We start from the raw sequence: 14636 nt of genomic DNA, 5'->3' as shown, positions 1-14636 counted from the left end.
AGGGCGGACAGATGAACATCGCACGCGCATCCATTGATCGCCCGATCTATACGTGGCTGATCATCCTTATTGCCCTGTTTGGCGGCATCTGGGGATTTCTGTCGCTGGGACGTCTCGAAGACCCGGCCTTTACCATCAAAAGCGCCGTCATCGTCACAGAGTACCCCGGTGCCACCGCGGAGCAGGTGGCTTTGGAAGTGTCCGAACCACTGGAATCCGCCATCCAGCAGATGGGCGAGATTGATACCATCACCTCGATCAACCGCCCCGGGGTTTCCCTGATCCAGGTCGAGGTCAAATCCACCCATGCCGGCAGCGAATTGCCGGGCATCTGGACCGAGCTGCGCGCCAAGGTGCGCGATGCGGGGCGTGGGCTGCCCTCGGGCGTCAGCCCGCCTTTCGTCAATGACGGGTTCGGGGATGTGTTCGGCCTGTTCTATGCTGTGACCGCCGACGGCTATTCGGATGCGGAAAAGCACGAGCTTGCGACCTTTCTCCGGCGTGAGCTGCTGACCGTTGACGGTATTGCCAACGTCGAGGTGATGGGCCTGCCCAATGAGGCCATCTTTGTAGAACCCGATCTGGCCATTTCCGTGAACCAGAACGTCCCCCTGCAGGCCATCAATCAGGCCATCGCCAATGCGGATTCGGTCAACGCGTCGGGCTCTGTCCGGTCGGGAAATGACCGCACGACGATCCTGACCGCCGAAGGGTCTGACAGTGTTTCGGCGATTGCCGGGCTGTCGGTGGGATCGCAGGGGCAGGTTATCAACCTGTTCGACATGTCGAACGTATATCGGGGCCGCCAGTCCGACCCGGATGTCATGATCCGCTTTAACGGGGCCGAGGCGTTTACGCTGGGCATCGCAGGTCTGTCGACGGAAAACATTGTCGAGGTCGGCAAACGCGCCGACGCCAAGTTTGCCCAATTGGATTCTCAGATCCCTTATGGTGTCGAAATCCTGCCCATCTACCAACAGCATGTGGTGGTCGAAGAGGCATCGAATAATTTTCTGGTGAACCTTGCATTGTCGGTGACCATCGTGGTTGCGGTTCTGGCCATTTTCATGGGCTGGCGCGCGTCTGTGGTTGTCGGATCGACGCTGTTGCTGACGGTGGTAGGGACGCTGCTGTTCATGTCGATCTTTTCCATCGAGATGGAGCGGATTTCGCTGGGGGCCCTGATCATTGCGATGGGGATGCTGGTGGACAACGCCATCGTGGTGGCCGAGGGGATGCAGATCGCCATGCAGCGCGGCAAAAACTCGCGCGATGCCGCGGACGAGGCCGCGTCTAAAACCCAGATCCCGCTGTTGGGGGCCACGGTCATTGGCATCATGGCATTTGCGGGCATCGGTTTAAGCCCTGATTCAACGGGTGAATTCCTGTTCTCTTTGTTTGCGGTAATCGGAATTTCGCTGTTGCTCAGCTGGGTGCTGGCTCTGACTGTGACGCCAATGCTGGGTCACTACTTCTTCAAACAGGGCAAAGAAGGCGCGGCGGATGCCTATAGTGGCCTCATGTTCCGTATCTACGGCAGCGTTCTGCGCTGGGCTCTGCGGTTCCGCTGGCTGGTCATCGCCGGGCTGGTGGGGGTCACGGTGGTGTGTTTCGCCGGGTTCGGCCTGGTGCGGCAGCAGTTCTTTCCGGATTCGAACACGCCGCTGTTCTTTGTGCACTACAACTTGCCGCAGGGCACGCCCATCGCCCGCACAGCGCAGGACATGACGGTATTCGAGGACTGGCTGGCCCAACGTGATGATGTTGTTTCCGTTGCCACTTTTGTCGGGCAGGGCGCGACCCGCTTCCTGCTGACCTATGACGCTGAAAAGCCAAGTTCCAGCTATGGTCACATGATCATCCGTACGGAAACCCTGGACGACATTCCAGCGTTGCAGGCAGATCTTGAGGCGTTTGGTTCCGCGCAATTCTCCGAAGGCAAGTTCCGCACCAAGCGGCTGATCTTTGGCCCTGGCGGGGGTGACCCGATTCAGGCGCGTTTCTCTGGCAGTGATCCGGCCGTTCTGCGTCAATTGGCGGATGAGGCGGTGCAGGTGATGCGCGGCGCGTCCAAGAATGCGCTGAACGTGTACCACGACTGGCGCGAACAGGAGCTGGCGGTTCAGCCGATCTATGCGACCGAGCGCGCGCAGACAGCCGGGGTAACCCGCGAGGACATCGCCGCCACGCTGCAATTTTCGACGGATGGGATCACGGGCGGCGTGCTTCGCGAACGTGACCGTCTGATTCCAATTATCCTGCGTCGTCCCGCAGACGGGGATTACTCGATCGTGGATCAGGTCGTGTATTCGAACCAGTCGGAAAATTTTGTTCCCATTGAACAGATGGTCGACGGGTTCGAATACAAATCCCTCAACACTCTGGTTCATCGCCGGGATCGTGTGCTGACCATCACCGTCGGTGCCGACATCCCGCCGGGCATGACGGCGGCACAGGTGCATTCCGAGGTGCGTCAGGCCATTGAGGAAATGGAACTGCCCCCGGGGTATCGGATGGAATGGGGGGGTGAGTTCGAAGCCTCGGGCGATGCAAACGCCAGCCTGGGACGTCAATTGCCGCTGAGCCTGTTGATCATGGTGCTGATCTCGGTGTTGATCTTTAACGCGATACGCCAGCCGATCATCATCTGGCTGTTGGTGCCGATGTCGGTGAACGGCGTGGTGATCGGCCTATTGGGCACCGGGCTGCCTTTCACGTTCACCGCGCTGCTGGGGCTGCTCAGCCTGTCGGGGATGCTGATCAAGAACGGCATTGTTCTGGTCGAAGAGATCGACCTTGTCCGCGAGACCGGCAAAGGGCTGCGCGAGTCGATTGTTGAGGCATCGGTATCCCGCCTGCGCCCGGTCATGCTGGCTGCGATCACCACCATTCTGGGTATGGCGCCGTTGTTGACGGATGCCTTTTTCAAGTCGATGGCGGTGACGATCATGGGCGGGCTGGCCTTTGCCACCATCCTGACGATGGTGGCGGCCCCGGTGTTCTATATGGTGTTCTTCCTGCCGGAAGAGCGAAGGAAGACCGCACAGCAAAGCGCTGTTTAAATGAAAAACCCCCGGTCACAGACCGGGGGTTTTGCTTTTTTTGTTCGTGTGGGGCGCATCAGCCTTGCAGCGACTTCACCTCGACATCCCCTTCGGCCTGCGCCTTGATGGCCAGCGCTGCGGCGTGGCTTGCAGCGGCCGTTGTGAAGTAGGGGATCTTGTCATAGAGCGCGATTGAGCGGATCGCCTTGCTGTCTTCGACAGCCTGCGCGCCCTCGGTCGTGTTCATCACCAGCTGCACCTGACCGTCCTTGAGCATGTCTGCCACATCCGGGCGGCCTTCATAGACCTTGTTGACCACGTCACAGGCCACGCCTTGTTCGGCCAGCCAGGATTGCGTGCCGCGTGTGGCAACAAGCGTGAAGCCTTGTGCGGTCAGAACCTGAGCGGCTTCAAGCATCGCCGCGGTCTTGTCGGCATCCTTGATCGAGATGAACGCGCAACCCTCGGAGGGTAGCACCATGCCCGCGCCCATCTGGGCCTTGAGGAAGGCGCGCGGGAAGTCGCGGTCCCAGCCCATGACCTCGCCGGTCGAGCGCATTTCCGGGCCCAGAATGGTATCGACACCGGGGAAGCGGGCGAAGGGCAGCACGGCTTCTTTCACCGAAAACCACGGCATATCCGGGTCGGCCAGCGTCATCTGGTCGGCAATTTTTGTGTCTTGACCTTCTTTGTAGGCCGGGCGCATCGGGAAGTTCGCCAGTTTTTCACCTGCCATGACGCGCGCAGCAATTGACGCAATCGCACTGTCTGTGGCTTTGGCCACAAACGGTACGGTGCGGCTGGCGCGCGGATTGACCTCGATCAGGTAGATCTCATCGTCCTTGATGGCGAATTGCACGTTCATCAGGCCAACAACGTTCAGCGCCTTGGCCAGTTTGAACGCCTGATCCTTGATCCGTTCGATGACGTCCTTGGACAGCGAATAGGGCGGCAGCGAACAGGCGCTGTCACCCGAGTGCACACCGGCCTCTTCGATATGTTGCATGATGCCTGCGACATGGACGTCGGTGCCATCGCAGATTGCGTCCACATCCAGTTCCACCGCACCGGCCAGGTAGCTGTCCAGCAGAACCGGGCTGTCGCCCGAAACCACCACGGCTTCGTTGATATAGCGCCTCAGCTGATCCATATCGCGCACGATTTCCATCGCGCGCCCACCCAGAACATAAGAGGGGCGGATCACCAGCGGAAAGCCGATGCCCTCGGCAATCTCCAGCGCCTGCTCATCGGTTGAGGCGATGCCGTTATTGGGCTGTTTCAATCCCAGATCATTGACCAGCGCCTGAAAGCGTTCGCGGTCTTCGGCCAGATCAATCGCGTCGGGCGTGGTGCCCAGAATTGGAATACCTTCCGCTTCCAGCGCGTTGGCCAGTTTCAGCGGCGTTTGGCCGCCATACTGGACGACTACGCCGTGCAGCGTGCCGTTGTCCTGTTCCTTGGTGAGGATTTCCATGACATGTTCAAAGGTCAGCGGTTCGAAATACAAACGATCCGAGGTGTCATAGTCGGTGCTGACAGTCTCGGGGTTGCAGTTGATCATGATCGTCTCATAGCCCGCCTCGGTCAGCGCAAAGCAGGCGTGACAGCAGCAATAGTCGAACTCGATCCCCTGACCGATCCGGTTGGGGCCACCGCCGAGGATGACCACCTTCTTACGATCTGATGGACGTGCTTCGCATTCCACGTCGCCCATCATTGGGGCCTCATAGGTCGAGTACATATAGGGCGTCTGCGCCTCGAACTCGGCCGCGCAGGTGTCGATGCGTTTGAACACGGCCGTAACGCCCAGATTGCGGCGAGCGCGGCGGATGTCGGTTTCGGGCGTGCCGGTCAGGTTGCCCAGACGCGCGTCGGTGAAGCCCAGCATCTTCAGTTTGCGAATGCCTTCTTCGGTCTCCGGCAGGCCGTCTTTGCGCAGCTGGCTTTCGGCTTCGATGATCTCGCGGATGCGGGCCAGAAACCACGGGTCGAACTTGGTGACACCAAAGATTTCGTCATCGGTCAAACCATGCCGCATCGCCTGCGCAACGGTGCGCAAACGGTCAGGTGTCTGCTGGCTGATCGCCTTGATTACGGCGGCCTTGTCGTCGGCCTCGTCCCAGACACCTACGTTCAGGCCGGGGATTTCGATCTCATCAAAGCCGGTCAGACCCGATTCCATCGAGGCCAGCGCCTTTTGCATCGATTCGTGGATGGTGCGGCCGATGGACATCGCCTCACCCACCGATTTCATGGCTGTGGTCAGATACGGTTCAGAACCCGGGAATTTCTCAAAGGCGAATTTCGGGATCTTGGTGACGACATAATCAATGGTCGGTTCAAAGCTGGCAGGTGTGACCTTGGTGATGTCATTGTCCAACTCGTCCAGCGTATACCCAACGGCCAGCTTGGCCGCGATCTTGGCAATCGGGAAACCGGTCGCTTTGGAGGCCAGTGCAGACGATCGCGACACCCGCGGGTTCATCTCGATCACGACCATGCGGCCATCGTCGGGGTTGATTGCCCACTGAACGTTCGATCCGCCGGTTTCCACGCCGATTTCACGCAGAACGGCGATCGAGCCGTTGCGCATGATCTGGTATTCCTTGTCGGTCAGCGTCAGCGCAGGGGCCACAGTGATCGAGTCACCGGTATGCACGCCCATCGGGTCAATGTTTTCAATGGAACAGACGATGATGGCGTTGTCCGCCTTGTCGCGAACAACCTCCATCTCAAATTCTTTCCAGCCCAACAGCGATTCATCGACAAGAATCTGGTTTACCGGCGAGGCGTCCATGCCGGTGCGGCAGAAATGGATATAATCCTCGCGGTTATAGGCCACGCCGCCGCCGGTGCCGCCCATGGTAAAGGCCGGGCGGATGATGGCGGGTAGGCCGATGCCCTCCAAATCACCCAGCGCGATCTGCACGCCTGCGTCCAGATCGGTGCTGCCGTCTTCGCGTTTGGGGGCGGTGACGATAGTGGCCTTGGGGTTTTCGATACCAAGCCGGTCCATCGCTTCGCGGAACAGTTTGCGGTCTTCGGCCATTTCGATGGCGTCGCGGGTCGCACCAATCATCTCAACGCCGAATTCCTCAAGCACGCCCATCTCTTCCAGCGCCAGCGAGGTGTTCAACCCGGTTTGCCCGCCCATGGTCGGTAGCAAGGCGTCGGGACGTTCTTTCTCGATGATCTTGGCGACAACCTCGGGCGTGATCGGTTCGATATAGGTGGCGTCGGCCAGGCCGGGGTCGGTCATGATCGTGGCGGGGTTTGAGTTCACCAGAATAACCCGGTAGCCTTCTTCCCGCAGCGCCTTGCAGGCCTGAGCGCCGGAATAGTCGAACTCGCAAGCCTGACCGATAACAATGGGTCCCGCCCCGATGATCATGATCGACTGGATGTCGGTTCTTCTCGGCATGGCCCTGTTCCTTTGGTTGTCTGCGAGTCAGGACGCCCCCATGCGCCCAAATTGTCCTGCGTTATAGGGACCGCGCGAAAAGGTTCAAGAGGTATCGGAAACGGGCGCGAATTTGCCGCTTTCCCCTCTTTCCCTTGTCGCCGTAATCTCTATACCGCGCAACACGGCAAATGAGGATGCACTTGCGTATTCGTTTCGATCAGGGGCCGGCCGGACCGGGAACCAGTTTCGACCGGCCAGACAGGGTGATCCGCGCCGACACTGCGGAGGACGTGCCCCAGGCGATGGCGGCGCTGGATGAGGCGCGCGCCCTAGGCGCATGGCTGGCGGGCTATGCCAGTTACGAGCTGGGGTTTGCCCTGGAGCCACGCCTGTCGCACCGTATGCCCAATGACCGCCGCCTGCCGCTGATGTGTTTTGGGGTCTTTGACGCGCCCATACAACGCGATCTGCCCCCAGCAGATGGTGGTGTCATAGGTTTTGCACCGCGCTGGGACGAGGCGCGCTATACCCGTGCCTTCCGTCACGTGCATGATGCCATCGGGGCAGGGGATATCTATCAGGCCAACCTGACCTTTCCGATTGACCTGACCGTCGCGGGCAACAGTGCTGCGCTTTATGCTGCGTTGGCCGCTGGTCAAACGGTGGGCCACGGCGCGCTGGTCGAACAGGACGATCTGCCCGATCTGCTCAGCCGCTCGCCAGAGCTGTTCTTTCGCACCGGCGCGGATCGCAGCATCGAAACGCGCCCCATGAAGGGGACGCAACCGCGTAGCGAGGATATGGCCGAAGACGCGCGCCGCCGGGCGTTTTTGTCGGTCGACGAAAAGAACCGGGCCGAAAACCTGATGATCGTCGACCTGTTGCGCAATGATATCAGCCGCGTCGCGCTGCCCGGGTCCGTCAAAGTGCCCGAACTGTTCAAGGTCGAAACCTATGCCACCGTGCATCAGATGATCTCGCTGGTGCAGGCACAGCTGCATCTTGGGGCGGAACTGTCCGACATCCTGACGGCGCTGTTCCCCTGCGGTTCGATCACCGGCGCGCCCAAGATCCGCGCGATGGAGGTTCTGTCCGAGCTTGAGCCTTGGTCGCGCGATATCTACTGCGGGGCCATCGGCTGGGCCGCGCCAGATGGGCGGTCGGAATTCAATGTGGCGATCCGTACCCTGATGGTTGAAGATGGCACGGCCACCTTGAACGTCGGCGGCGGCGTGGTCTGGGACAGCACGGCCCCATCCGAATATGAGGAAGCGTTATGGAAAGCCCGCTTTGCCCACCAGATGATCCTGACTTCCGCGTAATCGAAACGCTAGCCTTTCGGCCCGGGCAGGGGCTTGTGCGGCGCGACCGGCATCTGGCCCGCATGGCACGCTCGGCTGCGGCGTTGGGCTTGCCTTTCGACACAGGACAGGCCGTTGCGGCGCTGGAAGGGGTCGCCGGACCGTCACCGCTGCGGTGTCGTCTGACCCTGGCGGCGGACGGGCAGGTTGACGTGACAACCGGCCCGTTGGCCGAAAACCCACCGGTGTGGAGGGTCGCCATCGCCCAGACCCGATTGACCGCGTCGGATGTCTGGTTGCGGCACAAGACAACGCAGCGCGCCGTTTACGATCAGGCGCGTGCGGCCTTGCCAGATGGTATCGACGAGGTTTTGTTCCTGAACCACCGCAATGAACTGTGCGAAGGCACGATCACCAACCTGTTTCTGGACATGCCCGACGGGCCCCGCCTGACGCCTGCGTTGTCCTGCGGGCTGTTGCCCGGCGTTTTGCGGGAAGAACGTCTTGAAAATAAACAGGTTGCCGAGTCCGTCTTGTCCTTGACCGATCTGAAAAACGCGGAAAAACTCTATGTAGGTAATTCGTTGCGTGGTCTGATCCGGGCGGAGTTGGCGTTACAGTGAGCAAACAAACCGATTGGGCGGATCGCGCGGCACCGCATTTGCGGCTGCGTCTGGAATTCGGACTGTTCTTCATCGCCGTGCCCGTGCTGATCGCGGTCTTCTTTCCTCCGAATTGGATGTTTCCGTCGCTGTTCACCTTCACGGCGATTGGCATCGTGTTACTTCACTTCACGCCGGGCTTCGCCTGGGCCGAACTGCTGTACAACTGGCGCAGCTGGTCCTGGGGCGAAGTCGCCGCGTTTGCGATCGCGATGACACTTTTTTGTGCAACACTTGTGATGTTGACCCGCCCGGAGGCGGCGTTTTTCCTGCTGCGCAACCGGCCCGAGTTTCTGGCCGTGATCTGGCTTGGCTATCCGCTGCTGTCCGCCCTGCCGCAAGAGCTGTTGTTCCGGTCCCTGTTTTTCCGGCGCTATCACGCGATTCTGCCCAATGGTCGGGCCGCCTATCTGCTGAACGCCGCTTTGTTTTCGCTGGCCCATCTAATGTATTGGAGCTGGATCGTGGCGGCCATGACCTTTGCCGGGGGGCTGCTGTTCACATGGGCTTATCGCAAACGCGGGTCGTTTTTCTATGCGGTTCTGCTGCACGCGATAGCGGGCAATATCATCTTTGCCGCCGGTCTGGGCATCTATTTCTATTCGGGTAACGTGCAAAGACCGTTTTGACGACCTGACCTGCCTTGACTTTCCGGGCCTGACGGGGTGTATCGGCGCGACGAATTCTGCGCCCGAAGGGATATTTCCATGCACGCCTATCGCAGCCACACCTGCGCCGCTTTGACTGCCGCCAATGTTGGTGAAACCGTCCGCCTGTCTGGCTGGGTGCATCGGGTCCGTGATCACGGCGGCGTGCTGTTCATCGACCTGCGCGACCATTTCGGTGTGACACAGGTTCTGTGCGACGGCGACAGCGCCGCCTTTGCCGAGCTTGAGAAGGTGCGATCCGAATGGTGTATCCGCATCGACGGCACCGTCAAGGCGCGTGCCCCGGAGTTGGTAAACTCGAAATTGCCCACCGGCGAAATCGAGGTTTACGTGCGCGAGCTTGAGGTTCTGGGCGCAGCTGACGAACTGCCGCTGATGGTTTTTGGTGAGCAGGAATACCCCGAGGAAACGCGCCTGCGCTATCGCTATCTGGACCTGCGCCGCGAGGCGATGCAGCAGAACATGACCCTGCGCTCGGACGTGGTGTCCTCGATGCGTCGTCGCATGTGGGATCAGGGTTTCCGTGAATATCAGACGCCGATCATTACCGCCTCCTCGCCTGAAGGCGCGCGCGACTTTCTGGTGCCCTCGCGCCTGCACCCGGGAAAGTTCTACGCGCTGCCGCAGGCGCCGCAGCAGTTCAAACAGCTGATCATGGTGTCGGGCTTCGACAAATACTTTCAGATCGCGCCGTGCTTCCGCGATGAAGACCCGCGCGCCGACCGCTCGCCCACCGATTTCTATCAGCTTGACCTTGAGATGTCGTTTGTCGAGCAGCAGGACGTGTTCGACACGATCCAGCCGGTTCTAACTGGCGTGTTCGAGGAGTTCGGCGGGGGCCGCAAGGTCGATCAGGACTGGCCGCAGATTTCCTATAAGGACGCGGCGTTGTGGTATGGTTCGGACAAGCCGGACCTGCGCAATCCTATTAAAATGCAAGTGGTCTCTGACCACTTCCGCGATAGTGGCTTCGCGATTTTCGCGAAGCTGCTGGAGCAGGAAGGTACCGAAATCCGCGCCATCCCTGCGCCCACTGGTGGCAGTCGCAAGTTCTGCGACCGCATGAACGCCTTTGCCCAGAAAGAAGGCCTGCCCGGTATGGGCTACATCTTCTGGCGCGATCAGGGCAACGGCATGGAGGCCGCGGGGCCGCTGGCCAAAAACATCGGCCCCGAACGTACCGAGGCGATCCGTCAGCAGTTGGGTCTGGGCGTTGGCGATGCAGCGTTCTTCCTGGGTGGCAAGCCGAAAGCCTTTGAAAAGGTCGCTGGCAAGGCACGTGATGTGATTGGCGAAGAACTTAACCTGACCGAAAAAGACCGGTTCGCCTTTGCCTGGATCGTCGACTTCCCGATCTACGAACAGGACGAAGAAACCGGCGCAATCGACTTTGAACACAACCCGTTCTCGATGCCGCAGGGCGGGATGGACGCGCTGAACGGCAATCCGCTGGATGTGCGCGGGTATCAGTACGATCTGGCCTGTAACGGGTACGAGCTGGTTTCGGGTGCGATCCGGAACCACAAGCCAGAAATCATGTTGAAAGCCTTTGAACTGGCGGGCTATGGCGAGGATGAGGTTAAATCCCGCTTTGGTGCCCTGTTCAACGCCTTCCATTACGGCGCACCGCCACACGGCGGCTGTGCTGCGGGCATCGACCGGATCGTGATGCTGCTGGCGGATGAGGCCAACATCCGCGAGGTCATGATGTTCCCGATGAACCAGCGCGCCGAAGACCTGATGATGGACGCGCCGTCAGATCCGACGTCGGACCAGTTGATGGATCTGGGGCTGCGCATTATCCCGCAGGAATGATCAACCCGAAGAAATGATCAACCACCCGTCGCAGCCTCTGCGGCGGGTTTTTCTTTTACCCAATGCCGGGTGCCTGCTTGCTCGAATAGGGGCCGGTGCCAGTCGCCGACTGGCGAATCCAATAGACCAGATTGTGAATCGCGCGCGGTCCGGATGTTTCGGGCCGTTGTTCTTGTCTGGCAATATGCCCAGATGATCACGATGGTAGCTGTCAGAAAGTATGCTGTCGTCATCTCAGATCGCCTTACGCTGTTCCAGCCGTGTCTGAACGATACCGGCAACCTGCGCGGCCAGCGCGGTGATCGGGGTGCCTTCTGCGCGCGATTCTGCCAGCCTTTGCGCGGCATCGGCCAAAACCATGTCTTCGGCATCGCGGGCTACCCCACGCAAAAACTGGGCGGCATAGTCCAATGTTCGGTGATCATTTGGCCCGGCCAGCACATCCGCGATATGGGCCATGTCATCCTGATAGGCCATCGGGTCGGGGCGGATAACCTCGTCCCGGACAGCATGGAGGCTGTTGGGGCGGCGATCTTCGGGCAGGCTTTCCAAAATGAACCTCTGAAAGCTGGACAGCGATTTCATGGGTTTGGCCAGGAACCCGTCTGCCCCGGCCTGCAATGCAGTGTCCTGGGCGTGATCATCGCCGGACATGCCCAGAATGGCACCGATACGTGGTGTTGCATCGGTAAGTTCGGCAATCAGTTCGGCCCCGGACCCGTCCGGCAGGCCGATATCCACCAGAATGACCGAGGGGCGGTAGATCTGCAGGTGACGCCGGGCAGATGTCAGGCAATCCGCGCGTCGGATGCGCGCACCGCTGTGCAGGCACATCAGACGGATTGCGTCACAGGCATAGCGGCTGTCTTCGACAACCAGAATGGTTTGACCCAGCAGCGGCCGCATCGCGGTCGGCTGCACGGGGGAGGCGAAGGGGCTCGAATCGTCCATGGCAGAACTCCTAATCAGCAGATGCCTCACGCTAGGAACTTCTGGCTAACACAGCGTTAACGGCAATTTGGCGCACTTGTTCTTTGTCGCGGCTGCCCTCATAACCGCCGCAACGCAGAACCTAAGGAGAGTTCCATGATTGGTCGCCTGAACCACGTTGCAATTGCCGTTCCCGATCTTGAGGCCGCGTCCGAGCAGTATCGCAGCGCGTTGGGTGCCAAAGTTGGTGCCCCGCAGGACGAGCCTGATCATGGTGTGACCGTTGTGTTCATCGAACTGCCCAACACCAAGATCGAGCTGCTGTACCCGCTGGGTGACAACAGCCCGATCAACGGTTTTCTGGAAAAGAACCCCGCGGGGGGCATTCACCACGTCTGCTACGAAGTCGACGACATCATCGCCGCCCGCGATCATCTGCAGGAAACCGGGGCCCGCGTTTTGGGTTCAGGCGAGCCCAAGATCGGTGCGCACGGCAAGCCGGTGCTGTTCCTGCATCCCAAGGATTTCAACGGCTGCCTGGTCGAGCTGGAACAGGTTTAATCCAACCCCGGAGGGGTCGAAATGACAATAACTGCCGGACTGGTTCTGTTTTCCGTCATCTGGTTCATGACGCTGTTGGTGATTCTGCCGATCCGCATCAAGACGCAGGGTGATCTGGGTGACATCGTTCCGGGCACCCATGCGGGCGCGCCGGAAGTGCATCACATGAAGAAAAAGATGTGGATCACCACCGGTATTTCGGTGGTGCTGTGGGCCATCATAGCAGGGATCATTCTGTCCGGTGTGATTTCGGTTCGGGATTTTGACTGGCTGAACCAGCTGGAGCCGCGCAACTAGCCGTCAGGGCGTTGGCCCTGACAACTTGTGGAAAATATGCGTGAATGTCGCGGCCCCGAAGATCGGGATCACAAGGTTGATCAGCGGCACTGACAGGGGAATGGCCATCAGGGTGCCCGCCAGCCAGATGGTGGCCGAATGTTTGGCCCGCAGTTTGCGCGCGCCATCCCGCCCGATGCGCCGCATCGCGGCCAGTGTAAAATACTCGCGTCCTAGTAAAAACCCGTTCATTGCCCAGAAGATAAACGGCGCGAGTGGCGTGAAAATCGCATAGAGGATCAGCGCCAGCAGGTTGGCCACGATCAACACCCCCATGAACGCAAGCGCATCGCGCAACCCGTCGCTGAACGGGATGCCCGGAACGGCGGGCAGGGTGGGATAATGCTTGTCCTCGACTGCCTGCGCGACCTCTTCCAGAAACATCGACGTAATCGCCGAGGCCACAGGGACCATCAGGAACACCGGCAGGATCAGCACCACGAAGATGCCCGAATAGTTCAGTACATCATTCAGCCATGGCACCGCGCCGATCCAGGGCAATGAGATCTCATCCCCGGACAGCCTGTTGATCAGCCAGATTGCGCCCGCGCAGGCGGCAATCAACAGAATGATGGTCAGGCCAACACCGCGCAGCAGGACACCGCGAAACTTTGGGTCCCCGATCTGGCCGAGTGCCGCGAAAAACGCGTTGAGGATGATCATGCCGAAACCCATTCGGTCAGGGTCGCCACATCAGGGCGGGGGCGTTCTGGCGGGGTTGCGCCTTCGGTGGCGATATGAACCAGCCCGACAACGCGTTCATTGTCCTTCAGCCCAAAAGCTTTTTGGCAGAACCTGGGGTTATGGGTTTGCCAGCCCGACAGCCAGTTCGCCCCCCAGCCCGCCGCAAGCGCCGCGTTCAGCAAGGCCAGGCAGACCGCACCAGCGGAATAGGTCTGCTCGATCGCGGGAACTTTTTCCGACGGTTTCTGCACCTCGATCACCGCTACGGCCAGATGGCCCATATCGAACTGGCTGCGGGCCTTTGCGATTTCCTCGGGCGTTTTGCCCAATGTCGCACCGAATTCCTGCGTCAGTGCCGACAGGCGCGGCATCGCGCCTTTTTCCAGCACGATGAACCGCCACGGCTCTAGCTTGCCGTGATCCGGGCTGCGGGCTGCAGCCATCAGCAAGGGCAAAAGCTCGTCTCGGGTGGGGGCTGGGGCAACCAGGGTTTTCGCGGGACGAGACCGGCGCGTTTGCAGAAATTCCAGGGCGGCCGGGTTCTTCAAGGACATATGTTAACTTCCTTTACATGGGCAGTCTGTATCTTGGTCAGCATCTGGCAGGTTTCAAGGGCTAACGGCTGGCTTGCGTGGATCAATTTCATTCCAGCGCTAACCGTGCAAGGGTGATTACAATCAGGACGGGACAATGGCCAAACCGAAGCTGCGCAATTTGCCGGATCTAAGCGATCGGGCCATTTCCGGCGCTGGCATACAGGTCAGAGTCACGCCCAAAGCTGCAAAAAACAGGATTGATCCGCAAAGCGGCGGCATTCGTATCGACGTCACCGCAGCGCCGGAAAACGGCAAGGCAAACGAGGCCGTGCGCAGTATCCTTGCCGCAGCGATGGGGGTCGCGCCGTCAACGCTTGTCCTGAAACGCGGTCATAGCGCGCGGGACAAATTGTTCGTTTATGTGCCCTGATCTGGTGTTTCGTGAATTTGGTAGACACCTTCAGGCAAATCCAGAGCAGCGGCCAGGTCGCGCACCTGCTCGGGCGAAAGCGTGATCCTTTGAACCGTGTCCGTACGCGGGTCAAACTGTTCCAGCGTCACGCATTCGGCAAAGTTGTTGATGACCACATCCTCTTGCAAAGGCTTGGCACCTTCGTCCACCAGAGTAATCACCGTCGAGTCGAATTCATGCTCAATCGAAAACATGATGGCACAGTGCCGGGCGTTCGGTGGCAT

General features: G+C 59.8%; 13 protein-coding genes. 8 read left to right on the top strand and 5 right to left on the bottom strand.

The features are described from left to right. Window positions 1-11 precede the first annotated feature (11 nt). A complete protein-coding gene (locus tag JT51_RS04790) occupies window positions 12-3062 on the top strand; it encodes an efflux RND transporter permease subunit (RefSeq protein WP_037308445.1) in 3051 nt (1016 codons plus the stop codon). 58 nt (window positions 3063-3120) lie between these two features. Here the strand turns inward: JT51_RS04790 and carB are convergent, their stop codons facing one another. Next, window positions 3121-6465 carry a carbamoyl-phosphate synthase large subunit gene (gene carB, locus JT51_RS04785; RefSeq protein WP_037308442.1) on the bottom strand — a complete coding sequence of 1115 codons (3345 nt, stop codon included), beginning with the start codon at window positions 6463-6465 and terminating at the stop codon, window positions 3121-3123. 176 nt (window positions 6466-6641) lie between these two features. Here carB and JT51_RS04780 point away from each other — a divergent pair, with 176 nt between their 5' ends. The 4 genes from JT51_RS04780 (at window position 6642) to aspS (ending at window position 10893) form a co-directional block, all read left to right on the top strand. Then, window positions 6642-7769, top strand: a complete 1128-nt coding sequence (locus JT51_RS04780; RefSeq protein ID WP_037308439.1) for an aminodeoxychorismate synthase component I — start codon at window positions 6642-6644, stop codon at window positions 7767-7769. Then, on the top strand, window positions 7724-8371 hold the full coding sequence (locus JT51_RS04775) for an aminotransferase class IV family protein (RefSeq protein ID WP_037308436.1): 648 nt from the start codon (window positions 7724-7726) through the stop codon (window positions 8369-8371). The genes JT51_RS04780 and JT51_RS04775 overlap by 46 nt, the downstream gene beginning before the upstream one ends. Beyond that, window positions 8368-9039, top strand: a complete 672-nt coding sequence (locus JT51_RS04770; RefSeq protein ID WP_037308433.1) for a CPBP family intramembrane glutamic endopeptidase — start codon at window positions 8368-8370, stop codon at window positions 9037-9039. Before JT51_RS04775 ends, JT51_RS04770 begins: the two co-directional genes overlap by 4 nt. A gap of 78 nt (window positions 9040-9117) precedes the next feature. Then, on the top strand, window positions 9118-10893 hold the full coding sequence (aspS, locus tag JT51_RS04765; RefSeq protein ID WP_037308430.1) for an aspartate--tRNA ligase: 1776 nt from the start codon (window positions 9118-9120) through the stop codon (window positions 10891-10893). A 234-nt stretch (window positions 10894-11127) separates the two neighbouring features. On the opposite strand, the gene JT51_RS04760 is transcribed toward aspS, so the two are convergent. Beyond that, the gene (locus JT51_RS04760; RefSeq protein ID WP_037308428.1) at window positions 11128-11844 is read right to left on the bottom strand and encodes a response regulator; all 717 of its coding nucleotides are present in this window, start codon (window positions 11842-11844) and stop codon (window positions 11128-11130) included. Between the two features lie 135 nt (window positions 11845-11979). On the opposite strand from JT51_RS04760, the gene mce reads away from it, so the two are divergent. Next, on the top strand, window positions 11980-12384 hold the full coding sequence (gene mce / locus JT51_RS04755; RefSeq protein ID WP_037308424.1) for a methylmalonyl-CoA epimerase: 405 nt from the start codon (window positions 11980-11982) through the stop codon (window positions 12382-12384). 21 nt (window positions 12385-12405) lie between these two features. Further along, window positions 12406-12681 carry a DUF1467 family protein gene (locus JT51_RS04750; protein ID WP_037308422.1) on the top strand — a complete coding sequence of 92 codons (276 nt, stop codon included), beginning with the start codon at window positions 12406-12408 and terminating at the stop codon, window positions 12679-12681. Window positions 12682-12684: 3 nt separating this feature from the next. Here JT51_RS04750 and JT51_RS04745 read toward each other — a convergent pair whose 3' ends face one another. Further along, window positions 12685-13383, bottom strand: a complete 699-nt coding sequence (locus JT51_RS04745) for an EI24 domain-containing protein (protein ID WP_200876062.1) — start codon at window positions 13381-13383, stop codon at window positions 12685-12687. Then, a complete protein-coding gene (locus JT51_RS04740) occupies window positions 13380-13958 on the bottom strand; it encodes a nitroreductase family protein (protein WP_037308419.1) in 579 nt (192 codons plus the stop codon). The genes JT51_RS04745 and JT51_RS04740 overlap by 4 nt, the downstream gene beginning before the upstream one ends. Window positions 13959-14094: 136 nt before the next feature. On the opposite strand from JT51_RS04740, the gene JT51_RS04735 reads away from it, so the two are divergent. Beyond that, window positions 14095-14370 carry a DUF167 domain-containing protein gene (locus JT51_RS04735; protein ID WP_037308416.1) on the top strand — a complete coding sequence of 92 codons (276 nt, stop codon included), beginning with the start codon at window positions 14095-14097 and terminating at the stop codon, window positions 14368-14370. Here JT51_RS04735 and JT51_RS04730 read toward each other — a convergent pair. Next, window positions 14358-14606: a hypothetical protein gene (locus JT51_RS04730; RefSeq protein ID WP_037309504.1), complete on the bottom strand. Its 249-nt coding sequence runs from the start codon at window positions 14604-14606 to the stop codon at window positions 14358-14360. The genes JT51_RS04735 and JT51_RS04730 overlap by 13 nt on opposite strands. Between the last annotated feature and the right edge of the window lie 30 nt (window positions 14607-14636).

This window comes from Ruegeria halocynthiae (genome assembly GCF_000743705.1).
GTDB lineage: Bacteria > Pseudomonadota > Alphaproteobacteria > Rhodobacterales > Rhodobacteraceae > Ruegeria > Ruegeria halocynthiae_B.
The sequence above is the reverse complement of the archived record's forward strand: the minus strand, read 5'-3'. Positions and strand labels throughout refer to the sequence as shown.